General features: G+C 59.2%; 20 protein-coding genes. 14 read left to right on the top strand and 6 right to left on the bottom strand.

The window, feature by feature from the left end; translation table 11 throughout:
* Positions 1 to 161 precede the first annotated feature (161 nt).
* Positions 162 to 1049, top strand: a complete 888-nt coding sequence (locus tag GOB81_RS00400; RefSeq protein WP_173568402.1) for a methyltransferase domain-containing protein — start codon at positions 162 to 164, stop codon at positions 1047 to 1049.
* A 403-nt stretch (positions 1050 to 1452) separates the two neighbouring features.
* Here the strand turns inward: GOB81_RS00400 and GOB81_RS00405 are convergent, their stop codons facing one another.
* The 3 genes from GOB81_RS00405 to GOB81_RS00415 are packed head-to-tail and all read right to left on the bottom strand — an operon-like array spanning position 1453 to position 5225.
* Positions 1453 to 2523, bottom strand: coding sequence for a tartrate dehydrogenase (locus tag GOB81_RS00405; protein ID WP_173568403.1), 1071 nt, complete (start codon positions 2521 to 2523; stop codon positions 1453 to 1455).
* A 52-nt stretch (positions 2524 to 2575) separates the two neighbouring features.
* The gene (locus tag GOB81_RS00410) at positions 2576 to 3739 is read right to left on the bottom strand and encodes an amidohydrolase (protein ID WP_173568404.1); all 1164 of its coding nucleotides are present in this window, start codon (positions 3737 to 3739) and stop codon (positions 2576 to 2578) included.
* 7 nt (positions 3740 to 3746) lie between these two features.
* The gene (locus GOB81_RS00415) at positions 3747 to 5225 is read right to left on the bottom strand and encodes an aldehyde dehydrogenase family protein (protein ID WP_173568405.1); all 1479 of its coding nucleotides are present in this window, start codon (positions 5223 to 5225) and stop codon (positions 3747 to 3749) included.
* Positions 5226 to 5463: 238 nt separating this feature from the next.
* Here GOB81_RS00415 and GOB81_RS00420 point away from each other — a divergent pair, with 238 nt between their 5' ends.
* The 13 genes from GOB81_RS00420 to GOB81_RS00480 all read left to right on the top strand — a co-directional run bounded on the left by GOB81_RS00420 (position 5464) and on the right by GOB81_RS00480 (position 19761).
* Complete coding sequence (locus GOB81_RS00420) at positions 5464 to 6843, top strand: aminotransferase class III-fold pyridoxal phosphate-dependent enzyme (RefSeq protein ID WP_173568406.1); 1380 nt, start codon at positions 5464 to 5466, stop codon at positions 6841 to 6843.
* 71 nt (positions 6844 to 6914) lie between these two features.
* Positions 6915 to 7214, top strand: coding sequence for a (2Fe-2S)-binding protein (locus GOB81_RS00425; protein ID WP_146891284.1), 300 nt, complete (start codon positions 6915 to 6917; stop codon positions 7212 to 7214).
* Positions 7199 to 8584: an FAD/NAD(P)-dependent oxidoreductase gene (locus tag GOB81_RS00430; protein ID WP_173568407.1), complete on the top strand. Its 1386-nt coding sequence runs from the start codon at positions 7199 to 7201 to the stop codon at positions 8582 to 8584. The genes GOB81_RS00425 and GOB81_RS00430 overlap by 16 nt, the downstream gene beginning before the upstream one ends.
* Positions 8581 to 9735 carry an NAD(P)/FAD-dependent oxidoreductase gene (locus GOB81_RS00435; RefSeq protein WP_173568408.1) on the top strand — a complete coding sequence of 385 codons (1155 nt, stop codon included), beginning with the start codon at positions 8581 to 8583 and terminating at the stop codon, positions 9733 to 9735. The genes GOB81_RS00430 and GOB81_RS00435 overlap by 4 nt, the downstream gene beginning before the upstream one ends.
* Before the next feature lie 186 nt (positions 9736 to 9921).
* Complete coding sequence (locus tag GOB81_RS00440) at positions 9922 to 10590, top strand: haloacid dehalogenase type II (protein ID WP_173568409.1); 669 nt, start codon at positions 9922 to 9924, stop codon at positions 10588 to 10590.
* A gap of 81 nt (positions 10591 to 10671) precedes the next feature.
* Positions 10672 to 12240 carry an ABC transporter substrate-binding protein gene (locus GOB81_RS00445; RefSeq protein WP_173568410.1) on the top strand — a complete coding sequence of 523 codons (1569 nt, stop codon included), beginning with the start codon at positions 10672 to 10674 and terminating at the stop codon, positions 12238 to 12240.
* Positions 12237 to 13199 carry an ABC transporter permease gene (locus GOB81_RS00450; RefSeq protein WP_242009950.1) on the top strand — a complete coding sequence of 321 codons (963 nt, stop codon included), beginning with the start codon at positions 12237 to 12239 and terminating at the stop codon, positions 13197 to 13199. Before GOB81_RS00445 ends, GOB81_RS00450 begins: the two co-directional genes overlap by 4 nt.
* On the top strand, positions 13196 to 14014 hold the full coding sequence (locus GOB81_RS00455) for an ABC transporter permease (RefSeq protein WP_173568411.1): 819 nt from the start codon (positions 13196 to 13198) through the stop codon (positions 14012 to 14014). The genes GOB81_RS00450 and GOB81_RS00455 overlap by 4 nt, the downstream gene beginning before the upstream one ends.
* Positions 14014 to 15840 carry an ABC transporter ATP-binding protein gene (locus GOB81_RS00460; protein WP_242009951.1) on the top strand — a complete coding sequence of 609 codons (1827 nt, stop codon included), beginning with the start codon at positions 14014 to 14016 and terminating at the stop codon, positions 15838 to 15840. The genes GOB81_RS00455 and GOB81_RS00460 overlap by 1 nt, the downstream gene beginning before the upstream one ends.
* A gap of 23 nt (positions 15841 to 15863) precedes the next feature.
* Complete coding sequence (locus GOB81_RS00465; protein WP_173568412.1) at positions 15864 to 17324, top strand: NAD-dependent succinate-semialdehyde dehydrogenase; 1461 nt, start codon at positions 15864 to 15866, stop codon at positions 17322 to 17324.
* 82 nt (positions 17325 to 17406) lie between these two features.
* Positions 17407 to 17904: an Lrp/AsnC family transcriptional regulator gene (locus GOB81_RS00470; RefSeq protein WP_173568413.1), complete on the top strand. Its 498-nt coding sequence runs from the start codon at positions 17407 to 17409 to the stop codon at positions 17902 to 17904.
* Complete coding sequence (locus GOB81_RS00475) at positions 17901 to 18788, top strand: GNAT family N-acetyltransferase (protein ID WP_173568414.1); 888 nt, start codon at positions 17901 to 17903, stop codon at positions 18786 to 18788. Before GOB81_RS00470 ends, GOB81_RS00475 begins: the two co-directional genes overlap by 4 nt.
* Before the next feature lie 43 nt (positions 18789 to 18831).
* Positions 18832 to 19761 carry a 2-hydroxyacid dehydrogenase gene (locus GOB81_RS00480; RefSeq protein ID WP_173568415.1) on the top strand — a complete coding sequence of 310 codons (930 nt, stop codon included), beginning with the start codon at positions 18832 to 18834 and terminating at the stop codon, positions 19759 to 19761.
* A gap of 80 nt (positions 19762 to 19841) precedes the next feature.
* Here GOB81_RS00480 and GOB81_RS00485 read toward each other — a convergent pair whose 3' ends face one another.
* From GOB81_RS00485 to GOB81_RS00495, 3 genes are read right to left on the bottom strand one after another with little or no spacing between them, the layout of a single operon-like run.
* Positions 19842 to 21125 (bottom strand): NAD(P)/FAD-dependent oxidoreductase, encoded by a 1284-nt coding sequence (locus GOB81_RS00485; protein ID WP_173568416.1) that lies wholly within the window; start codon positions 21123 to 21125, stop codon positions 19842 to 19844.
* A 20-nt stretch (positions 21126 to 21145) separates the two neighbouring features.
* Positions 21146 to 22474, bottom strand: coding sequence for an MFS transporter (locus GOB81_RS00490; RefSeq protein WP_173568417.1), 1329 nt, complete (start codon positions 22472 to 22474; stop codon positions 21146 to 21148).
* Between the two features lie 12 nt (positions 22475 to 22486).
* Positions 22487 to 23197, bottom strand: a complete 711-nt coding sequence (locus GOB81_RS00495) for an HAD-IA family hydrolase (RefSeq protein ID WP_173568418.1) — start codon at positions 23195 to 23197, stop codon at positions 22487 to 22489.
* Positions 23198 to 23200 lie beyond the last annotated feature (3 nt).

Here is a 23200-nt window from a genome sequence, read left to right on the forward strand (position 1 = left end):
CAGATCCGGATCCTGTCTGCAAGACATGGCCGAAGCTGACATTCACCCGATAAAATCATCTGTATTCACGGAAACAGTATACGACAATGACCCGTAAACCTGCTCTTTCCCGAAAAACGAAAACATCCCCTCCTCTCCCCTCTGACGATGTGGGGATCATAATGCCTGCGGAAAAGAACGATCTTCCTCCTGATTTTGACTGTGAGTTTTACAAGGGGACGAATATCGACCTTGCTCAGTTGAATTTCAACGAGCGGGAACTGATCCAGCATTTCATCGCGTCAGGCGAGAAGGAAGGGAGAGCGGGCTCACCGGGCTGCCTGCGGGGAAATATTCTTCCGTATATCGAAAAAGAGAAAAGCATTCTGGAGATCGGGCCTTTTACGAACCCGATGATCAAGGGAGAGAATGTCAAATATTTTGATGTTCTGAGCACGCCTGATCTGGTCAGACGAGCGGAGCAGATTGGTTTTCCGCTGGTGAATGTCCCGCATATCGACTTTGTTTCGCCGACCGGCGATCTGGATGTCGTGGATGAAGTATTCAGTTGCGTGGTCAGCTCGCATAATATTGAACATCAGATTGATCTGGTCACGCATTTCAAGAAGATTGAAAAAATACTGGCCAAGGGTGGTCGCTATTACCTGATGATTCCCGACAAGCGTTTTTGCTTCGATCATTATGTGCCTGAGTCAAAGATCGACGATGTTCTGAGCGCGTATAATACGCAGAACAGGACACATACGGATGCGAATGTAATTATACATCGCTCTCTGACCACCCATAACGACACTGAACGGCACTGGAAGGGTGATCATGCCGATCCGGGGTTTGTTGAAGGGATGGCGGACCGGATTAGAAGCGCCGTGGCAGAGATTGCAAATTCTGAAAGCTCATACGTGGACGTTCACGCGTGGCAGTTCACGCCGTCCGGTTTCCGTTTGATTATGGATGCAATCAGTTCTCTCAATCTCACGCAGCTTCGGGCGGAGAGGATCTATAATACGCCTCGCGGTCGGAATGAATTTGTTGCTGTTTTATCGAAATAACGCTTTGTGGTGCCGTGAAACTGACCGATAGCAGTTCAATTCTGGCCCATGAAAGTACTGTGGCGTCAGTCTTTCAGGTCATCCGGTCAGATCCGGATGGGTCTATTAATGTGATCTGACGATTTCTGAGGAAGTTCGCATGGATGCTTTGGGCTTTATTTCGAATATTCTGCGAAAGCTGAGAGACTGACTGTTGGCTAGGAAACGGGTGTCCGCTTCTTCGATGGGTAGCCCCTATAGTATGAGATAATCGGGCGCTATCTGTCCGGTTTATGATGGGACAGATAGCGGGCGCGGTTATGCTGTCGCTGATACGTGCTCCCGGATGGCGGGCAAGTCTGGCTGCGTCATCCCGGTGCTTATATTGGGAGAGGTGAGAGAATCAGGTATCAGGATTGACTGTTTAGTCTTTACCGATCTGATCTCTGATGGCGGCTCCAAGTTCTCTTGTGCCTGCGGTTCCTCCGATATCCGGTGTTCGTGGGGTATCGGGGCGGTCGAGGACTGTTTCAATGGCTTTCATGATGAGTTTTGCGGCTTCCGGTTCACCCAGATGCTCCATCATCATGGAGGCGGCCCAGATCTGGCCGATTGGATTGGCGATGAACTGACCGGCGATATCTGGGGCTGAGCCATGAACAGGCTCGAACATGGAAGGATATTTCCGTTCCGGGTTGATGTTGGCTGAGGGTGCGACGGCGATTGTTCCTGTCACGCCCGGTCCGAGGTCTGACAGAATATCGCCGAAGAGATTGCTGCCGACCACGACATCGAAGCGTTCGGGGGACATGACGAAACGCGCGGCGAGAATGTCGATGTGATACTGATCTGTCCGGACTTCAGGGTAGTCTTTGCTGATATCTTCAAAACGGCTGTCCCAGTAGGGCATGGAATGGAACAGACCATTTGATTTTGTGGCGGATGTCACATGCGGTCGGCCGAGTTTCCGGGCATATTCGAATGCGTAACGCAGAATTCTGTCGGTGCCGTAGCGTGTGAATACGGCTGTCTGCATTGCCCCTTCGGAGGGGGTTCCTTCTCCGAAAACGCCGCCGATCTGGGAATATTCCCCTTCGCAGTTCTCACGCACGATCCAGAAATCAATATCGCCGGGCTTCTTGTTGGCGAGTGGACAGGGGATGCCGGGCAGCAGGCGAACCGGGCGGAGATTCACGTACTGATGAAACTCCCGGCGGATGGGAATCAGCAGGCCCCACAATGAGATATGATCGGGAACGGAAGGAAATCCGACGGCGCCGAGCAGGATGGAGTCATGCTGCGAGAGCTGGCTCATGCCGTCATCGGGCATCATTTTCCCTGTTTTGAGCCAGGTTTCGCAACTCCAGTCATAGTTACGAAACTTCATGCCGAAACCGCACACGTCTGCGGTTCTCTCAAGAACGCTGAGGGCCTCCGGCATCACTTCCGTGCCGATACCGTCTCCGGGGATGACGGCGATATCATAGGATTTCATAGGCGAGGTCTCTCCATTTCAGGCATGAAACAGCTTTATTTATCCGGCGACGTTACAGGGCCGTGGCGCAATTCCGGGCAAGCGTGTGCCAGTAGCGAACGCCACGGGGGATGATGGCGTCGTCAAAATCGTAGTCGGGGGCGTGGAGCCGGGCGGAGTCACCATTCCCGATCATGGCGTAGGCGCCTACTTTGCGTTCGAGCATGAAGCCGAAATCTTCCGAGGCCAGACTTGGCACGATATCCAGTTCCGGCACGGGGCCGCCCTCTTCTTCCATGAGCCTGAGCATGGCGGCGCGGGCGAGATCGGTGGCGTCCGGTGCATTGACGGTCACGGGATAGGGCTGGTGAAAATCCACTGAAATGGCTGCGCCGTGGGCTTCCGCGAGACCGGAGCAGAGGCGCGCCAGTCCGGCTTTCAGGTCATTGAGCACCTGCGGATCGAGTGCGCGCAGCGTGCCTGCCAGCGTGGCGGTCTGGGGCAGGATGTTATCTGTTGTGCCAGCCTCGAAAATGCAGAAGGACACGACGGCTGCCACCATCGGGTCTGTCCGGCGTGCGACAAGAAGTTGCGCTTCCTGCACCAGAGCCGCGCCTATTGTCAGGGGATCTGTTCCGAGATGCGGCTGGGCGGCGTGTGACCCTTTTCCGGTGATGACGATCCGGAAGCGCCACCCTCCGGCCATGATCGGTCCTGTGCGGACACCGAGACGGCCTGCTTCGAGACCGGGCCAGTTATGCAGCCCGAAGCAGAACTGTGTTGGAAAGCGCTCGAAGAGACCGTCCTCAATCATCACTTTCGCACCGGCGCCCCCTTCTTCAGCGGGCTGGAAGACGAAATGCACGATGCCGCGCTCCGGCGGCTGGGCGGCGAGGCTTTCCGCTGCGCCGAGAAGCATGACGGTGTGACCGTCGTGCCCGCAGGCGTGCATGACCCCTTCGTTGCGGGAGATCCATGAGGCGGTTCCCGTTTCCCGCACAGGGAGGGCGTCCATATCCGCACGGAGCATGATGGCTGGCCCCGAAAGGCCGGTGTCGAGAGTGGCGACCACGCCGGTTCCTGCGATGCCGGTATGGGGGGCGTAGCCGAGGGTTCTGAGGCGGGATGCGACGAGGGCGGCGGTGCGGTTTTCCTCGAAACGCAGTTCCGGGTGGGCGTGAAGATCGTGTCTCAGTTCTGTGAGAAACGGGATATCGCTCTGAACCGAAAGTGTCATCGGGCGCTCAGCCTGCGGCCATCAGCACGCTTTTGAGGCGCAGATTTGCTTCAAAAGCCTGACGCCCGAGATCTTTTCCGATCCCCGATCCGCCGTAGCCGCCGGTGGGAATGACGAAATCGGATGAGCGTCCGTAGCGGTTGATCCAGACCGTTCCGGCTTTCAGGGTTCGGATCGCGCGCATCACGCGGCTCATGCTTGCGGTGTGGACACCTGCGGCCAGTCCGTAGACGGGGTGCTGCGCCAGAGCGAAGGCTTCATCTTCCTCATCGAACACGCGGACGGACAGGACCGGTCCGAAGATTTCTTCCTGCCAGGCGGGGCACTCCGTATCGGAGACCGAGAGGATGCCGGGAGACAGGAAGGCACCCCCGTTTCCGCTGTCCATCCGTGCGCAGGTGGCGAGGCTTTCCGCCCCGGCGGCCTGGCTGTCGGAAACGATTTTCAGGATGCGATCGGCCTGGGTCGCGGAGATGATGGGGGACCATGCGGCCTCGCCGTTCCACGGGGCGAGCGCACGCGGACGGGTGCATCGTTCGATCAGCGCGTCGGTCAACTGGTCGGCGACGGAACGGTGCACGATCAGGCGGGAGCCGGTGACGCAGACCTGCCCGGCGTTACCCGTGAAGGCGCGGAAGATGCGGTCGGCGACGTCCTCTACGGAGGGGATGTCACCGAAGACGAGCTGCGGGCTTTTGCCGCCCAGTTCCAGTGTGACTGGTTTTGGTCCGCTTTCTGCGGCCGCTTTCATGACTGCGATGCCGGTGCGGGTTGATCCTGTGAAGCTCAGCTTGCCGATTTGCGGGTGGCGGCAGAGGGGGTCTCCCGTGAGCAGGCCTGTTCCCTGAACGACATTGAACAGGCCTGCCGGAAGGCCCGCCTCACAGGCGAGTTCTGCCAGTCGGACGACTGAGAAGGGCGTTATTTCGGAGGGCTTCAGGACCGATCCGTTGCCTGCGGCGAGGGCTGGCACGACTTTCCAGCTTGCCATGACCAGTGGAAAATTCCAGGGCGCGATTGCGCCGGTCACACCGTAGGGTTCGTGGATCGTCATTCCCAGCAGGTCTGAGGATGTTGCAGCGACTTCTCCGCCGGTTTTATCGCAACACTCGGCGAAGAACCTGATTCCTTCAGCGAGGAAAGGGATATCCCAGGCGAGTGTTTCCGCGATCGGGCGGGTTGAGGAGACAGTCTCCAGACGGGCCAGTTCCACTTTATGCTGGTCGACGAGGTCGGCCCAGCGCCGCAGCACGCGCGCCCGTTCACGCGGTGCGCAGGTGCTCCAGCCGCTTTCCTGCTGCACTTTTGCCGCCAGTCGAACGGCCTCGTCGACCAGTCCGGCTCCGGCTTCTGGGAGAGTGGCGATGAGCTGGCCGCTTCCGGGGCTGATGACGGCGATATCTTCTGCGCCTGTGACCAGTCTGCCGCCCAGAAAATGTCCGGATGGGAGCTTAATCTCTGTCGGGCTGAAGCTGATATCCGTCACAACACATTCTCCTGCGGCTGGTCGGAGGCCAGTCTATTTTCTTACGGGATCGTATCTTTTTCCCATTGTCCCGGTCAGCGCAAATGTAAAATGAGGTAAAAAGCGATTTGACGGACCCTTTGGTTGTTGCCGGGCAGAACGGCACAATCTGCTTTTACGTCTGATCATTCCGGTGACATATTCTCCCTACTTCCGCTCATAGCTCAGTGACCAGAACCACAGCGGACTGCAGAGCGCCATGACACCCGAGACTCTTGCCCGACTTGATCGCGCCCATCTCATTCACCCGGTTTCTTCATGGCGTGATCAGGAAGAACACGGACCACGTCTTCTCAGTTCCGGTCAGGGCGTATGGCTGACGGACATGCACGGCCATACACTGCTCGACGGGTTTGCCGGTCTGTGGTGCGTCAATGTCGGATATGGTCAGGACAGCGTTGTCAAAGCCGCCACCGAGCAGATGACAAAGCTGCCGTATGCGACCGGCTATTTCGGCTTTGCGAGTGAGCCGGCCATTACGCTTGCGGCCCGTCTGGCCGAGGTGACGCCTGGCGATCTGAACCGGGTTTTCTTTTCGCAGGGCGGTTCGGACGCGGTGGACAGTGCGCTCCGCTTCATCCGGTTCTACCAGCATGCGCGGGGCATGGCGGGCAAACGCCATGTTATCGGTCTGGCGCGTGGCTATCACGGCTGCACGTATGCGGGCGCTGGCCTGACGGCGCTTTCCGTGTTCCATCGGGATGCCGACGTGCCGCTGGCGTGGCAGCACCACATTCCGAGTCCTGACCCGTATCGTCATCCGGCGGGAGAGGATGGCTCTGCCATTATCGCTGCGTCTGTTGCGTCTCTGCGGGCGAAGGTTGCGGAGCTTGGTGGCCCGGAGCATGTGGCTGCGTTCTTCTGCGAGCCGGTTCAGGGTTCCGGCGGCATTGTTGTTCCTCCCCGTGGCTGGCTGACGGCCATGCGCGAAGCCTGCCGCGAGATGGACATTCTATTTGTCACGGACGAGGTCATCACCGGCTTCGGGCGCACGGGTCCGCTGTTCGCCTGTGAGCATGAAGGCGTGGTTCCGGACATGATGACGGTCGCGAAGGGTCTGACGTCCGGCTATGCGCCGATGGGCGCGGTGTTCATGAGTGAGACCATTTACAGCACGATCCGCGATGGCTCACCTCCGGGTGTTGCGATTGGTCATGGGCAGACTTACAGCGCGCATCCGGTCAGTGCCGCGATCGCGCTGGCTGTGCTGGATCTGTATCAGAACGGTGTTCTGGAAAACGGGGTGAAAGCCGGTGCGCATCTGGCGACGCGTCTGGCGGCGATGAAGGATCATCCGCTGGTTGGCGATGTTCGCTCGGCGGGGATGCTGGCGGGGATCGAACTGGTCACGGACAAGAAGAACAAAACAAAGCCTGCGGCTTCCCTTGGCATTTCGAAGAAGATGGCCAAAGCCGGCTATGAGCAGGGCGTTCTGTTCCGTGCCTTTGGCGATGACATTATCGGACTGGCGCCTCCCCTGACATGTTCCGTAGAAGAAACGGATCTTCTGTGCGATCGTATTGAGGGTGTTCTGAACACACTGATGAACGACAACGAGATTGTTGCCGCCATCGTCTGAACCGGAGACAACCGGGCGCGGCCTGAGGCACATGGCCGCGCTCCAACGCAAGCGAGGAGATTCCGGCGTCTATGACAGGACTTTTCAGACGTGTTGCTGAAACCGGGCGACCGGAAATTGCCATTACGGTGGATGGGCATGCGGTGACGGCGCTGGAGGGAGACACGATTCTCACAGCTCTTCTGGTTGCCGGGGACCGGCTGCGTTTCAACGAATTCGATAAAATGCCGCGGGCAGGCTTCTGTCTGATGGGAGCGTGTCAGGACTGCCGTGTGTGGACGGAGGACGGGCATGAACTCCGCGCCTGTTCGACGTCCGTGACACCGGGCCTGCGCATCGTCACAAAGGAAGTTCCATGGACGCGCCCGTAATCGTCATTATCGGTGCGGGTCCGGCTGGCACCCGTGCTGCGCAGACTGTGGCCTGTGCTGGTCTGCGTCCCATTGTTCTTGATGAAAATCAGCGGCAGGGCGGCCAGATTTATCGTCGTCAGCCTGAAAATTTCACGCGGCCCGCCACTAAGCTGTATGGCGCTTCGGCCGCCTCCGCGACGGCGCTGCATAACGATTTCGAGGCTTTGCGTCCGTCGATAGACTATCGTCCGGAAACGCAGGCATGGGGCGTTTCGGACGATCTGCTGCTGACCGAATGCAGGGGCCATGCGGATGCTCTCCGCTTTGATGGTCTCATCATTGCGTCCGGCGCGACGGACCGGATCATGCCCTGCCCCGGCTGGACATTGCCGGGTGTTTTCTCTCTCGGTGGCTCTCAGATCGCCCTCAAGGCACAGGCCTGCACGATTGGGCAGGCACCGGTGTTCATGGGCACGGGGCCGCTGCTTTATCTGGTGGCCTGGCAGTATTTGCAGGCCGGTGTGAAGCCGCGTGCGGTGCTCGACACGTCTTCGCTGACGACGCGGCTGCGTGGTCTCGGGGGGCTGCGGCGGCGACCTGCCGTTCTGGTGCAGGGCTTGCGCTACATGGCCGATCTGGCACGCGCGGGTGTGAGGCTTCGGTCCGGCATCCGGCCGGTGCGGATTGAAGCACGGCAGGACGGGGAGACGCCCTGTGCCGGGGCGGTGGTCTGGCAGGATGGGCGTGGACGCACGCATCGGACGGACTGCGATGCGGTTGGCATGGGCTATGGGCTTCGGTCCGAGACGCAGCTTGCCGATCTGCTGAAATGCGACTTTGCGTTTGATGCGTTATCGCGCCAGTGGCTGCCGGTGACGGACAGGGATGGCGCGACATCGCGGGCGGGCGTTTATCTTGCGGGCGATGGCGCGGGCATCCGGGGTGCGGATGCGGCTGAAAGTGCCGGGGCTCTGGCGGCATTGCGTTGTTTGCAGGACATGGGTCGTCCGGTGCTGGAGAGTGAGATGACCCGTCTTCGGGCGGCACTGGAGCCGATGAATGCGTTCCGGCATGGGCTTGAGACCGGCTTTCCGTGGCCCTGGCGGCATGCGGCGGCTCTGCCGGACGAGACGGTTGTCTGTCGCTGTGAAAACGTGACGGCCGGGGATATTCGCCGTGCCGCGGGGCCGCTGGACAGTCCGGAAATCAATCGTGCCAAGGCGTTTGTCCGCGTGGGCATGGGCCGGTGTCAGGGTCGCATGTGCGGGCTTGCCGGGGCGGAAATCCTTGCTGCGGCGAGAGGGATTGCGATTGAAGAGGCGGGGCGCATCCGTGGGGCTGCACCGATCAAACCGCTGCCTGCGAAAATCCGGGGTGTCGTGACATGAGTCTTTCCACAGAGATTGCAGGGCGTGCGGACGTCATTATTGCCGGGGGCGGCGTGATGGGTTCGGCTACGGCGTTCTTTGCGCGGCAGCTTGGTCTGTCGGTGATTCTGCTGGAGCGTGATCTCGTGGGCCAGTATGCCAGCGGGACCAATTTCGGGAATGTGCGGCGTCAGGGACGGTTTCTGCCGCAGCTTCCGCTTGCCAATCGCTCCCGCGAACTCTGGGGGCGTCTGCCTCAGCTGCTCGGGGAAGATGTCGAGTTTGTCGCTGGTGGTCATGTCCGCGTCTCCTTTAAGGAAGAGGACAGTCAGCGGCTGGAAAAATATGCTGAGGATTGCAAGCCTTATGGGCTGGATCTGGAGCTTTACAGCGGTCGCCGAGCATCTGAGCGCTTTCCGATGTTGTCGCCGGACGTGAATCTGGCGTCGTTCTCGCCTCTCGACGGGCATGCCAATCCGCGTCTTGCCGCGCCTGCTTTTGCCCGTGCGGCGCGCCGGGCCGGGGCGACGGTTCTGGAACGCACGGAAGTGCTGAACATCAGCAAGAATTCCGAGGATTTTGTTGTCGAAACCACGGGGGGGCAGCGTTTCGTGGCTCCTCAGCTCCAGATTTCGGTCGGCGCGTGGGCCCGCAAGGTTGCCGCATCTTTTGGCGAGGATCTGCCTCTGGTGGCCAGAGCGCCGCAAATGGCGGTCACGGAGCCGGTGCCTTATCGGATTTATCCGGTGATCGGCTATGCTTCATGGGTGGAGGAAGAGGGCGTCTATCTCCGGCAGGTCGAGCGTGGCAACATTGTGTTTGGCGGGGGACGCCGCAGCACGGTTGATCTGGTGGCCAAGCGCGCGCGGCTCGATCCGCTCAACACGTTGCGGCAGATGCCTCATATGGAGCGTCTTCTGCCTGATTTCGCCCGTCTGCGCATTATTCGTACATGGGCGGGCATTGAGAGCTACACGGATGACGATATTCCTGTGATGGGCGCGAGCCGTCTGGTGCCGGGTCTTTTTTATGCATTTGGCTTTTGTGGTGCTGGATTCCAGCTAGGGCCGGGCGTTGGCGCGACGATGGCTGATCTGCTGGCCACGGGACAGACGGAAATACCGCTGGCTCCGTTTAACATTGCCCGTTTTACTCCTGCTGCGGTGGCCTGAGCACGGCGACGGCGTGGATTTCATCTAACTCTTCTGTTTTTGTCTGCGGTTTTTCGGACAAAATTTTCTGCTGCCGCTTTCAGGTCATTCAAAACTCTCTGCTGTAAAAGCGAAAAAAGAAGTGGTATCCGCTTCCCTTAATATGTTGTCATATCGTAACATTAACCAGCACGGACAGGACAGATCATGACGACGTTCAGGCCGAAATACGTAACGTTTGACTGCTACGGCACCCTCACCCGCTTCCGCATGACGGACATGGCGCGGGAGCTTTATGCCGATGTTGTGCCTGCGGAAGGCATGGACCAGTTCTGCAAGGATTTCGCGGGCTATCGTCTGGACGAGGTGCTTGGCCCGTGGCAGCCCTATCGTTATGTCCTGCTCAACGCCATGGAGCGGACCTGCAAGAAATGGAACATTGCGTTCGATCCGGCTCTTGCGAACAGGTTCTATGAGGCGGTTCCCACCTGGGGTCCGTGGGACGATGTTCCGGCTGGTCTTTCCAAAGTTGCGAAAGAGGTGCCGCTGGTCATCCTTTCCAACGCGTCCAACAGCCAGATCCATTCCAACGTGGCGAAGCTCGGCGCTCCGGTTCATGCTGTTTTCACGGCTGAGGACGCGCAGGCCTACAAGCCGCACATGCGCGCTTTTGAATACATGCTGGACAATCTGGGCTGCGGTCCGGAGGACATTCTGCATGTGTCATCCTCGCTGCGCTACGACCTGATGACGGCGCACGATCTGGGCATCCGCAACAAGGTGTTCGTGGCACGCGGGCATGAGCCTTCGACGCCTTATTACGGCTACACCGAGATCAAGGATATTGGCGGTCTTCCGGGCGTTATCGGACTCTGATCCGCGACTGCCCCGGCAGGGTTCGCCTCGCTGAGCCCTGCCTTTTCTGGTCCTGTCGTTTCCAATGATCGGAGTCCGCGCATGCTGAGCCGCCGAGACATGATGAAACAGGGAGCGCTGCTTGTGGCAGCCGGTGGGGGTGCCCTCCGCTCATGTCCCGCACGGGCGGCGCAGCCGCTGCGCGGCGGCCATGTCCGGGTCGCCTCCACGACAGGATCGCTCAGCGACACGCTTGATCCGGCCCGTGAGTCGATGGCGACGGATTATATGCGGGGCGCCATGTTTTACGATGGTCTCGTCACGCTTGACGCGACCCTTGTGCCGCAACCGGCTCTTGCCGAGCGGATTGAAAGTGATGATTTCCGCACCTGGACGTTTCATCTCCGGCCCGGTGTGCAGTTTCATGACGGGGCCACGCTGACATCGGCGGATGTCGTGTATTCGCTACGTCGGCATCTTGATCCGCTGGTAGCTTCTCAGGTGCGGTTTCAGGCCAGGGCGATGCGGTCCGTCCGGGCGGATGGACCGCTCGGTGTCGTCATTGAACTCGATGCACCCAACATTTCGTTTCCGTCGGTTCTTGGTCTGAATAATTTCGCGATCATCCGCGATGGCACAAAGAATTTTGAAACGGCGAACGGGACTGGACCGTTCCGTTGCGCGGCGTTCCAGCCGGGCATTCGGTCTCTCGCCGTCCGCAATCCTGATTTCTGGAAGACCGACGGGGTCTGGATCGACAGTCTGGAACTGATTTCCATCAGCGATGACATGGCGCGTCACAATGCGCTTCTCTCGGGTGACGTGGACATCATCGCGGAGGTCAATCCCCGTCTGGTCGCATTGCTGCGGCAGCGGGGCATGGGAGTGATGGAAAGTCCGACCGGCACTTACACGGATCTGGCCATCCGGCAGGATATCGGTCCCGGCAAGAATCCGGAGTTCGTTCAGGCAATAAAGCATCTTTTCAATCGTGATCAGGTCGCGGATTCCGTCTGGCTCGGTTTCTGTCGGCTGGGGAACGATCAGCCGCTTCCACCCGAAGACCGTTACTACAATCATGATCTGCCGCAGACGGTGTTCGATCCTGATCGTGCAAAATGGCTTCTGAACAAAAACGGTTTTCTGAATCAGGAACTGCCGCCCCTGATCTGCTCGCCTGCGGCGAACGCGTCAGTCGATATTGCCGTCCTGCTACAGAACGAGGCCTCCCGGATCGGCATGAAGCTCGATGTCCGGCGGATGCCTGCGGATGGCTACTGGAGCCAGTCCTGGATGCATTTTCCGCTGGGATTCGGCAACGTCAATGCACGCGGGTCTGCTGACATGACGTTCTCACTGGCTTTTGCGTCCGCGGCTCCGTGGAATGAGTCCCACTGGCGCAGTTCGCGCTTCGATGAACTGCTGGCTCTCAGCCGTCGTGAAGCCGATGAAGCAAAGCGCAAGGCGATCTATTACGAGATGCAGACGCTGATTCATGACGGATCGGGGCTTTGCATTCCGAATTTCATTACCAGTCTGGATGGTTATCATCAGCGGATAAGGGGCCTGCGACCGCATCTGGGCGGCCATCTGATGGGCAATAATTTTTCGCGCTTTATCTGGGTCGATGAAAACGCGGGTGCGCGTGAGACGGAAAGCGCGCCGGCATGACCATGAACGCAGCCCTCATCCGCGCGCTCCTTCGTCTTGTCGGTGCCTCGCTGGTGTCGCTTGTTTTCGTGACCGTTGCGGTGTTTTTCATTACAGCCGTGCTGCCGGGAGATGTTGCGGACGCGCTTCTCGGGCAGGCGGCCACGCCGGATGCGGTCTCGGCCCTGCGTCATTCCCTCAATCTCGACAAGCCTGTTCTGGTCCGGTTCGTCATCTGGGTGACTGGCCTTCTGCATGGCGATTTCGGCGTCTCCCTTGTCAGCCACCGGCCGGTTCTGGCGATGGCGAGCGAGCGGCTGATCCATTCTCTCCTGCTTGCTGGTGTGACAGCACTTTTTGCCGTTCCGGTAGCGCTGCTGCTTGGCACGACGGCAGCGATCTTCCGCAACACCCTGTTCGACCGTGCTGTGTCCCTGCTCACGCTCTGCATTGTTTCCGTTCCCGAATTTCTGGTTGCGACCCTCGCTGTTTTCATTTTTTCCGTTCAGCTTCATCTGCTTCCCGCTCTGGCGAGCATCAGCGACATTCACTCCATCGGCAGCTTTCTGGCCTCGTTTTCCATGCCGGTGACAACGCTTGCCTGTGTGATCGTGGGCCAGATGTCGCGCATGACCCGCGCTGTCATGATTGATGCGCTTGGGTCATCCTGGGTGGAAATGGCGGTTCTGAAGGGAGCGTCGCCCGCGCATATCATCCTGCGCCATGTGATCCCGAACGTTATTGCTCCGCTGTTCAACGTCATTGCGCTCAGCCTGTCCTATCTGCTGGGCGGTGTGGTTATTGTTGAATCGGTGTTCCACTATCCGGGCATTGCCAGTCTGATGGTGGACTCGGTCGCTGCCCGCGACATCCCGCTGGTTCAGATCTGTGCGCTGATTTTCTGTGCGGCTTATCTCTTCCTCACCACACTGGCTGACATCGTCGCCCTTCTGTCCTCACAGCGGAGGCACGCCGCATGACTGTCGCTCCTTTCGCCCGACGGTGGGTTTCGGTGATCCCGCGCATTCCGGGTTCGCTGATCCTGTTCTGGCTTCTGCTCGCGCTTCTTGGTCCCGTACTCGCGCCTTTCGCACCGGGAGAGGTGGTGAGCCGAACGGTTTTCGCCCCGATCTCGGCGCATCATCTTCTGGGCACGGATTATCTGGGGCGTGACGTGCTGAGCCGACTTCTCTGTGGGACCGGCAGCACGGTTCTGCTCTGTGCCGCGACGACGGTTCTGGCCTGTACGGGGGGTGTTTTTCTGGGCATCATTGCAGCCCTGAAGCAGGGGCTGACCGACACGCTTCTGTCGCGTTTCATGGACGGGGTGATTTCCATTCCGTCGCTGCTGAGCGCTCTTGTTGCCGTGGCGGCGTTCGGCTCGTCCGTTCCGGTTCTGGTACTGGCGATGTCGCTCATTTACATGCCGGGTTCCTATCGCACCTGCCGGATGCTGGCTCTTTCCATTGTCCGTCGCGACTTCGTTCTCGCGGCCCAGATGCGTGGGGAAAAATCGGGCTATATTGTTCTGCGTGAGGTTCTGCCCAACATGACGGGTCCGGTCATGGCAGATGTCGGGCTGAGATTCATCTATGCCGTGCGTCTGCTGAGCAATCTGAGCTTTCTGGGTGTCGGGCTTCAGCCGCCGCTGACGGATCTGGGTTCGCTGACACGCGAAAATCTGCTGGGCCTCGTTTATGGCGCGCCTGCCGTTATTGCCCCTGCCCTGACGATCGCGGTGCTGACGGTCGGGCTGAATCTGGCGCTCGACAGCTACAAAGGGAAAGCAGGCTGATGATGGCGCGACACGGCATCATGCAGCCCCCTCCCCTGATTTCCGTACAGAATCTCCAGCTTACGGGACGGCGCGGCCGTGGTCTCGAGACGCCGATTGTCGATGGCGTGAGCTTTGACGTGGCGGAAAAGGAGATGCTTGCGCTGATTGGGGAGTCCGGCTCGGGCAAGACCAGCGTTGCGCTGGCCCTGATGGGCTATGCCCGCCGGGGCTGTCGCATCGCGGGTGGAAAAATCCGTGTTGCAGGCTACGACGTGACGGAGATGCCGCCTGCTGAACTACGGAGTTTCCGTGGCAAAACAATTGCCTATATCGCGCAGAACGCGGGGGCTGCCTTCAATCCGGCGTTGCCGCTGATGGATCAGGTGATCGAACCGGCGCTGCTTCATCACGTCATGCCGCGTCAGGTTGCGATCGAACGGGCGATCTTCCTGTTTGAACTGATGGCGCTTCCCTCTCCCGGCACCATCGGTGCGCGCTATTCGCATGAGCTTTCGGGAGGGCAGCTTCAGCGTCTTATGGCGGCGATGGCGCTGATCACGGGGCCGGAGGTGGTCATTTTCGATGAACCCACCACGGCGCTGGATGTGACGACCCAGATCGAGGTTCTGGAAGCCTTTCGCACGGTCAGGCGCGAAGAGGGGTTCACCGGGGTCTATGTCACGCACGATCTTGCGGTGGTGGCGCAGATGGCTGACCGGGCGGTAGTGCTGAAAAACGGTGTTGTGCAGGAAGAAGGGACGACGGAGCAGATCCTGAGTGCTCCCCGTCATGCCTACACGCAGGCTCTTCTGGCGGCCAATACGCCGCAGGTCAGAAATGCCCCGACGCAGGCTACGGATTCCGGGACCGTTGTTCCGGTTCTGGATGTTCGCGATCTCGTGGTGGGCTATGGGGGGACGGGTCCTGACGGGCGGCCTCGTCATACCATTCTCAGCGATGTGAGCCTGCCTGTCATGCCGGGCGAAACCATGGGTATCATTGGGGAGTCCGGCTGCGGCAAAAGCACGCTCATCCGCGCGATTGCGGGCATTCAGCCTTGGACGAGCGGCGGGATCACGTTTGAAGGGGAAGCACTGGCGCCACGGATCGAAGCGCGAAGCGCTGCCCAGCGGCGTCATCTTCAGCTTGTTGCCCAGAACGCAGACCTTGTTCTCAATCCTGCGATGTCTGTCGGCGACACGCTTCGCCGTGTTCTCACGTTCAATGGCGATGCTGCGAACGGTGCGGAGATCGGGCGTCTTCTGGACATGGTGCGGCTGCCGTCCGCGCTTGCCGATCGTTTTCCGCCGGAGCTTTCGGGGGGGCAGAAGCAGCGTGTCAATCTGGCGCGTGCGCTTGCGGCGCGTCCGCGGCTGGTGCTGTGCGACGAGATCACGGCCGCGCTCGACACGGTTGTTGCGGCGGCGATCCTCGACCTGATGATGGAACTGAAGCGTGAACTCGGCATTGCCTGGCTGTTTGTGACGCATGATCTGCATGCGCTTCGTTCGGTCTGCGATCGGGTCGCCGTGCTTTATGCGGGCCATCGGGTGGAGTTCACGCCGATTTCCGCGCTCGAAGAGGCGCCGCATCATCCTTATACGCGTCGACTGGAGAATTCCGTTCCGGAGATGCGCGCTGACTGGCTGACTGACGTCATCAGCCTGCGCGATCAGGGCTCTGAGCCCGTGCCGGCCCTCTCCTCTTCCCGTGGCGCCGGGTGCTGCTACGCCGCCCGCTGTCCGGTCAGAATTGCTATCTGCGAGGTTGCGACGCCGCCTGTCTGGCGCAGTCCCGCAGGCGCTCTGATCAGTTGCCACCTCACCTCGCAGGACCTGTCCTGACCCATCACATCCGGAGAATAATCATGACCCTTACACTGAACGATTCCTCTCTTTTCCGTCAGGCGGCTTTCATTGCCGGTCAGTGGCGGGATGCGACTGGCGACCAGCGCATCGACGTCGACAATCCGGCGGATGGCAGTCTGGTCGGCCAGGTTCCGGCCTGTTCGGCTCAGGACACGCAGGATGCGATTGAGGCGGCGCGCATCGCTCAGGTGGCGTGGCAGCGCACGACGGGATCCCAGCGCGGGACGGTGCTGATGGAATGGCACCGGCTTATTCTGGAAAATGTCGAGGATCTTGCGCTGATCATGACGGCGGAGCAGGGCAAGGTTCTGGCCGAAGCGCGGGGTGAAGTTCGGTATGCCGCGTCCTTCTTCAAATGGTATGCGGAGGAGGCCACGCGCGCGGAAGGCCAGGTTATGACAACGGCCGATCCGCACCGGCGTGTGCTGGTCCTGAAACAGCCTGTTGGTGTGACGGCTGCGATTACGCCGTGGAATTTCCCGCTCGCCATGATCACGCGCAAATGCGGGCCTGCCATTGCGGCGGGTTGCAGCATGGTGATCAAGCCGTCGGAGCTGACGCCCTTTTCCGCTCTGGCGCTGGCTGCTCTTGGCGAACGTGCCGGTATTCCGGCCGGGTTGCTCAGCGTTGTGACGGGCTGGCCTGCGGATGTGGGCAAGGTTCTGACGGACAGCCCGGTTGTGCGCAAACTGACGTTCACCGGTTCCACGGGCGTTGGAAAGATCCTGATTCGCCAGAGTGCCGATACGGTCAAGAAACTCAGTCTGGAACTGGGGGGCAATGCGCCTGTTCTGGTGTTTGACGATGCGCGTGTGGGTCTGGCTGCTGACGGCATCATGCAAAGCAAATTTCGCAATGCCGGGCAGACCTGTGTGTGTGCCAACCGTGTTCTGATTCAGGACGGCATCTGGGACCGGCTTCTGCCGGAGCTGGCTTCCCGTGTTGAGACTCTGCGTGTCGGGCATGGGATGGATCCGGACAGCACGGTCGGTCCTCTGATCAATGATGCGGCTGTGCAGAAAGTGCGGGGGCATGTTGAGGACGCGCTGGCGAAAGGCGCCCGTTATGTCGGTGCTCCGCTGCGCATTGAGGGGCGCTTTGTGTGGCCGGTTGTGCTGGCGGGGGTTACAACCGACATGCGGGTGGCTCACGAGGAGACGTTCGGCCCGGTTCTGCCGCTCTTTCGTTTCAAAACGGAAGAAGAGGCGGTCAGGATTGCCAATGACACGCCGTTTGGTCTGGCCAGTTATTTCTTCACTGATGACATCCGCCGAATCTGGCGTGTGGGGGAAGCGCTGGAATTCGGCATGATTGGCCACAACACGGGCTCGATTTCGATGGAAAGCGTTCCTTTCGGGGGTGTGAAGGAGTCTGGTCTGGGTCGGGAAGGAGGCCATGCGGGCATGGAAGAATTTCTGGAAATCAAAAGTCTGCATCTGGGCGGCCTTGACGTTTCCTGATCAGAACGTTTCGATTGTTCCTGGCTCAGCCTCGCGGGGAGGCTGAGCGCCCTCGCCCTTCGTTCCGGAGACAGATTTCCTCATGCAGCCCGCCCCCAAGCTGGACCGGATAGATCTGAAAATACTCACTCAGTTGCAACGCAACGGGCGTCTGACCAATGTCGAGCTGGCCAACCGTGTTGGTCTTTCGGCCAGTCCGTGCCTGATCCGCGTCAAGCGACTGGAGGCGGCCAAATATATCACCGGATATGGCGCGCAGATCGACGTCAGGAAAATCACCTCGGTTCTGACGGTTTTCACTGAGATCACGCTCTCCGATCACCGGCGGGACGATTTCTCACGGTTCGAGGCGCAGGTTCGCAAGCTGGATACGGTTGTCGAATGTCATCTCATCAGCGGTGGCTACGATTATCTGATGAAATTCATCACCCGCGATGTTGAGCATTATCAGACCATCATGGAAAACCTTCTCGATCTGAATATCGGCATTGAGAAATACTTCAGTTATATCGTTATCAAATCCCCGATTGTGAAACCGTCTCTTCTGATCGAGGATATCCTTTCGGAGAATGGGACTTGACCCAGACCTTTACCTACAAAGATCAGCAGGATACGCAGATCGGGTTCAGGCCCATGCATCCGGACGACCTTCATCAGGCGGTCCGGTTATCACAGGATCTGGCGTGGCCTCATCGGCAGGAAGACTGGTCGCAGATGCTTAGTCTGGGTCAGGGCACGGTCGCCACGACGCAGGACGGTGCCGTCATCGGGACGATCCTCTGGTGGGAATGGGGTGGAAAGGTTGCCAGTCTGGGGATGATTATCGTCAGTCCCGCGTGGCAGGGGCATGGCATCGGAAAACATCTCATGGCGCTCGCGCGTCAGGCGTTGCCCGGCTATACGCTTTATCTCAACGCCACGTCGGCCGGTGTGCCGCTCTACGAAAAATCAGGTTTCCGTTACACTGATGTTGTCGAACAGCATCAGGGCAATGTCGCCACCGTGCCTCTGCTCCCGTTGCCGGAAGGGTGCCGCATACGCCCCGCCGGGGCAGCTGATCTGGAGGCTCTCTGCGCTCTGGACGCCGCTGCGAAAAAAATGAACAGACAGCACCTGATAGAGGCTCTTCTTGCTGATGCACGCGGCATTGTTGTCGATTCAGAGAGTGGAATTCTGGGGTTTTCCTTCTGCCGGAAATTTGGGTGGGGACAGGTTGCCGGTCCGGTCATGGCCACGTCCGAAAATTTTGCTCTGGCGATGATCGCTTACTGGGCGGGGATCTGTGCCGGTCAGTTCCTGCGTGTGGATATGCCGCAGAATGATATGATCGCCACGGCTATCGACGAATGGGGGCTTCTCCGGGTCGGCACTGTTGTTTCGATGACCACCGATCCCGAGGATGTTGTGCCGCCGCTTCCGGGCGAAGCGGCCTGCTTTGCGTTATGCGGTCAGGCTTTCGGATAAAACGACGCTTCTCTTACTCTTTCTCCTTATGCGGACTTAAAGAATGTCATTCCTTCTGAAATCGACGAAAGAACGCGCGGATGTGTGGGGGGCTCTTTTCCGGAGTGAGCTACCGGATCTGCCCTTTCATGTCTGGCCAGAAACCGGGAACCCGGAGGATGTGCAATTCCTTGCGACATGGGAGCCACCGCCGGATCTGCTGACGACGTTTCCCAATCTTGAAGTGATTTTCTCGGTCGGCGCGGGTGTCGATCAGTTCGATATGACCCGGATTCCTGACCATGTGACGATCATTCGCATGATTGAGTCCGGTCTGACCGATGGCATGGTGGAATACGTCAACTGGGCGGTACTCACGCTTCATCGCGACATTCTCGCCTATGTCAGGCAGCAGCGGCAGCATGAGTGGAAGCCGGTTCATAACAAAATCGCGTCTCAGAGGCGGGTTGGTGTCATGGGCATGGGGACGCTTGGCTCCCCTGTTGCCAGTGCTCTGGCCGGAGCCGGTTTTCTCTGTAGCGGGTGGAGCCGTTCCCGCCATGAGGTGGAGGGGGTCACGTCCTATGCGGGCCCGGACGAACTGGATGCTTTCCTGGCGGCTTCGGAAATTCTGGTGTGTCTGCTGCCACTGACGGATGCAACGCGCGGTATTCTCAATGCCAGCCTGTTCTCCCGTCTGCCCAAGGGGGCACAGATCGTGAATGTGGCGCGTGGGGCGCATCTTGTCGTGCCGGACCTGATTGCCGCGCTCGACAGTGGCCAGCTCAGCGCCGCCATTCTGGATGTGACCAGTCCTGAGCCTCTACCTGCGGACAGTCCGTTATGGGATGATCAGCGTGTTCTGATCACGCCACATGTGGCCAGCGTCAGCCAGACGGAAACGGCCGGGCGCGTTCTTCTCGACACGGTGCGCCGTTATCTCGCGGGAGAACGCAATTTCCACTCTATGGTTGATCGCTCAAAAGGCTACTGAATTAATATGAGGTTTTCGGGCAGGAGGGCTCCCCCTGCCCGCTTCATCTGTGGGCGCACGACAGATGCGTGGGTCTGCTGTTATTCCTTCATTTCCTGCACAAAATCCTTGGCGCGGTAAAAGGCACCCACCAGCGGGAGGAAATGAGACGCCAGGCCATAACAGGGGATTTTCTGCCAGGCTCTGCCAGCCAGAGGATTGGTGTCTTTCATCCCTGCCATCGCTTCCGCCATGCGTTGTCCCATATAGACTGACATCTGGGTTCCATGGCCGCTGTAACCCATCGTGTAGAACACGCCGTTCCACTGTCCTGCGTGGGGCAGGCGATCGACGGTCATGTCGACATCCCCTCCCCAGCAATAGTCTATTTTTACGTCGGGAAGTTTCGGAAATGTGCGACGCATTGCAGCAAGGAGCATGTTTCCGCTGGCAATGTCTGTCGTGGTGCGTGAGCGGGAGAAGCTGGCTCGTCCGCCAAAGATAAGCCTGTGGTCGGCTGTGGCCCGGAAATAGTTGTGGATGTTCTGCATTGTCACGACATTGCGGCCGCCGGGCATGATCTGGCGCATGGCCGCTTCATCCATAGGCTCGGTCGCAACGATGAAACTTCCGACCGGCATGATCCGCTGGCGGAACCAGGAGGGGCTGTTTCGGCTGATTCCGGTGGCCATCAGCACCGATTTTGCGAGAATCTTCCCTTGTGGGGTCGTGACCTCAAAAGCGCTGCCTTTCCGCTTCATGCCGGTCATCGGCATGTTTTCAAAAATCTGGCCACCCGCACGCAGCACGGCATTTGCCAGCCCCACTCCGAAACGCCCCATATGCATCCGGGCGCTGTCCGGATAGAGCAGGCCGCTGCTGAACAGGTCTGATCCAAGTTCCTGCTGGACCTGCGCTCCGTCCAGAAGGCGGGCGGCCGGATCCGCTACGGTCGTCAGTCGGGCATAGTCTGTCGCAAGGGCCGTGGTATGAGCCTGCCGGTTTCCGACTTTCAGCTTGCCGCATCGTGCAAAATCACAATCGATGTCGTTTTCACGCGTGATGGTCTCAACGGCATCGACCGCGCTGTTAAACACTTTATACAGCCGTGTGGCCGTTTCCTCGCCCAACTTCGCGCAGGCGGCTGAAAAACTGCCTGCCAGTCCATTATTGACATGGCCGCCATTCCGGCCCGAGGCTTCACCGATGACGCGGTCCCGCTCCAGCACCGCGACGGACGCTCCGAGCTGCCGGAGACGAAGGGCGGCTGAGAGGCCACTGAATCCTCCTCCTACGATGACCGCGTCCACCTGTCCCGGCACTTCCGCCTGTGGCGTGCCTGTAAAGAGTGGAGCGGTATCGAGCCAGTAGGACGTGAGTTTCATAAGACGACTCCATAACCCTGTCAGGAGAGTGTGATGTGGCTGGCCTCTGCAAGGCTTAGTCCGGACGTCTCAGGCGCCCATCGCCACGAGATAACGGCACCTGCTGCCAGGATTGCACACGCTGCGAAAAGCGTTGTCCTGACACCATAATGCGCCACGCCGAGCGGAAGGAGAAATGTGCCAAGTGCGGCGCCCAGTCGGCTGGCCGAGGATGCGAAACCCACGGCTGTTCCACGGATTTCTGTCGGGAACAGTTCGTTGGGATAGACGAACTGTAGGCCGCTTCCTGCCGCTTCGACCGCTGAATAGATAATGAAGGCCACGACAACGAGCCAGCCGGCCTGACCGGGATATACGGCAATGAACAAAAGTGCAGCCGAGGCCAGTATGAATGAGCCGATCAGCAGGGTACGACGCCCCATGACGTTAATCAGGCCGAATGAGACCGGGAGGATACCCAGAAACGTGAAGCATGTAACCACGCATGCGGCCAGAAGGGGGTTGCTCATATGCATCTGCTCCAGGATCTGCGCCTGAAGAGTATGGATGGAAAATGCTGGTGCGCTCTGGAGAATCCAGAAAGCGCATATGAAAATCAGTGTACCCCGATATCGCGGTGAGAGGAGCATGGACAGGGCGTGGCCTGCACCGGCTCGGGTGTGATTTGTCTTCACGCCTTCGAAGGAGACGTCGGTATGCAGAAATGTTTTTACGATTTGCCGCGCTTCCGCGATCCGTCCGACACCTGCCAGCCACAGCGGTGATTCCGGCATTCCGGCGCGGCAGAGCAGGAGCAGGACGGACGGAACAAAGCTTGAGCCCAGCACCAGTCGCCAGTTTCCCGGATACCACGAGATCAGTACGTACCCCATCACGAAGCTCACGACGTAGCCGAGCCACCAGAAGGTGATGAGTCCGGCCAGTGCGGGCCCACGCCAGCGGCGGGGCATGAACTCCGTCACATAGGCGGTTGCGATCGGATAATCGGCACCGATGGCAATACCGATCAGGAATCGCCAGATGAGCAGGGACGTAAAGCTGTCGCTGAAAAACTGAGCTGCGGAAAAAGCCGCGAACATGATAATGTTGACGGTGTAGAGGAGTTTGCGACCAAAACGGTCGGAAATAATGCCGCCAGCCAGGCCGCCGACGAACACTCCCAGAAGCGAGGCGGCTCCGACAAGTCCTGTTGCATCCGCGCTCAGATGAAAATCGGCTACCAGCAAAGGCAGCACAATGCCGATGAGGCCGAGAATATAGCCATCACAAAATGGGCCGCCTCCTGCGATCAGTGCGAGGCGAAGATGGAAGGCGGAAGGGGGTATTTCGTCAGGGGTCCGGACTTCCATCCTTCTCCCTCCTCAGGACTGCAGCATCAGCAACGCGTCCTCATCTGCAAGATCGGCCAGTTCCTTCAGTGTCGAGAAATGATAATCGGGCGTGGTCAGGTTTTCGACGGCTATTGTTCCGCCGAAGCCTGCTGTGCCTTTGCGGCGTTCGATCCAGCACACGGTATAGCCAAGCTTTCGTGCAACCCCGATGTCATGATACTGGCTTTGTGCGACGTGAAGGATATCGTCTTTCAGAATGCCGTCCCGGCTCAGGCGTCCGCGTGCGAAGCCGAAGAACGCGGTATCCGGTTTTTCGCAAAGCGCATCATCGACAGTGATCGAGTCATGGAATGGCATGCCGAGCGTCTTCTCCATACCGGAGAAGGCCCAGCGCTGGGTATTGGTCATTGCCACTAGCGAGAAATGCTGACCCAGACGCTCCAGAGCTTCGACTGAGTCCGGAAAAGCCGGCCAGTCTTTTGCGGCAAGAACAAAAGCATCCGCGTAGGCTTCGCTTTCCGGGAGTCCGAACTGTGCGGCCAGAGTCTGATAAATCGGCTTTAGATCTTCCGGAAAAGGCAGTGTCGTGCCGCGTGCGCGCATTCCACGGTAGGCTGAAAGAAAGGCTTCACGGTCGATGTCTTTGCCGCAAAGCGTTTGCAAGGCACGGATCATTCCCGTTTCGAAGTCGATCAGAGTACCCACGACATCGAACGTCAGAGCTTTTGGAAATCTGGGCATTAT

The sequence above is a fragment of the Acetobacter conturbans genome (genome assembly GCF_011516755.1).
Lineage (GTDB): Bacteria > Pseudomonadota > Alphaproteobacteria > Acetobacterales > Acetobacteraceae > Acetobacter > Acetobacter conturbans.

Coding starts and splice junctions, on each gene's coding strand:
- GOB81_RS00405 (WP_173568403.1), bottom strand. CDS start 2,523: ATGAAATCCTATGATATCGCCGTCATCCCCGGAGACGGTATCGGCACG.
- GOB81_RS00450 (WP_242009950.1), top strand. CDS start 12,237: ATGACCATGAACGCAGCCCTCATCCGCGCGCTCCTTCGTCTTGTCGGT.
- GOB81_RS00480 (WP_173568415.1), top strand. CDS start 18,832: ATGTCATTCCTTCTGAAATCGACGAAAGAACGCGCGGATGTGTGGGGG.
- GOB81_RS00425 (WP_146891284.1), top strand. CDS start 6,915: ATGACAGGACTTTTCAGACGTGTTGCTGAAACCGGGCGACCGGAAATT.
- GOB81_RS00400 (WP_173568402.1), top strand. CDS start 162: ATGCCTGCGGAAAAGAACGATCTTCCTCCTGATTTTGACTGTGAGTTT.
- GOB81_RS00490 (WP_173568417.1), bottom strand. CDS start 22,474: ATGGAAGTCCGGACCCCTGACGAAATACCCCCTTCCGCCTTCCATCTT.
- GOB81_RS00410 (WP_173568404.1), bottom strand. CDS start 3,739: ATGACACTTTCGGTTCAGAGCGATATCCCGTTTCTCACAGAACTGAGA.
- GOB81_RS00430 (WP_173568407.1), top strand. CDS start 7,199: ATGGACGCGCCCGTAATCGTCATTATCGGTGCGGGTCCGGCTGGCACC.
- GOB81_RS00465 (WP_173568412.1), top strand. CDS start 15,864: ATGACCCTTACACTGAACGATTCCTCTCTTTTCCGTCAGGCGGCTTTC.
- GOB81_RS00440 (WP_173568409.1), top strand. CDS start 9,922: ATGACGACGTTCAGGCCGAAATACGTAACGTTTGACTGCTACGGCACC.
- GOB81_RS00495 (WP_173568418.1), bottom strand. CDS start 23,197: ATGCCCAGATTTCCAAAAGCTCTGACGTTCGATGTCGTGGGTACTCTG.
- GOB81_RS00445 (WP_173568410.1), top strand. CDS start 10,672: ATGCTGAGCCGCCGAGACATGATGAAACAGGGAGCGCTGCTTGTGGCA.
- GOB81_RS00455 (WP_173568411.1), top strand. CDS start 13,196: ATGACTGTCGCTCCTTTCGCCCGACGGTGGGTTTCGGTGATCCCGCGC.
- GOB81_RS00460 (WP_242009951.1), top strand. CDS start 14,014: ATGATGGCGCGACACGGCATCATGCAGCCCCCTCCCCTGATTTCCGTA.
- GOB81_RS00470 (WP_173568413.1), top strand. CDS start 17,407: ATGCAGCCCGCCCCCAAGCTGGACCGGATAGATCTGAAAATACTCACT.
- GOB81_RS00485 (WP_173568416.1), bottom strand. CDS start 21,125: ATGAAACTCACGTCCTACTGGCTCGATACCGCTCCACTCTTTACAGGC.
- GOB81_RS00435 (WP_173568408.1), top strand. CDS start 8,581: ATGAGTCTTTCCACAGAGATTGCAGGGCGTGCGGACGTCATTATTGCC.
- GOB81_RS00420 (WP_173568406.1), top strand. CDS start 5,464: ATGACACCCGAGACTCTTGCCCGACTTGATCGCGCCCATCTCATTCAC.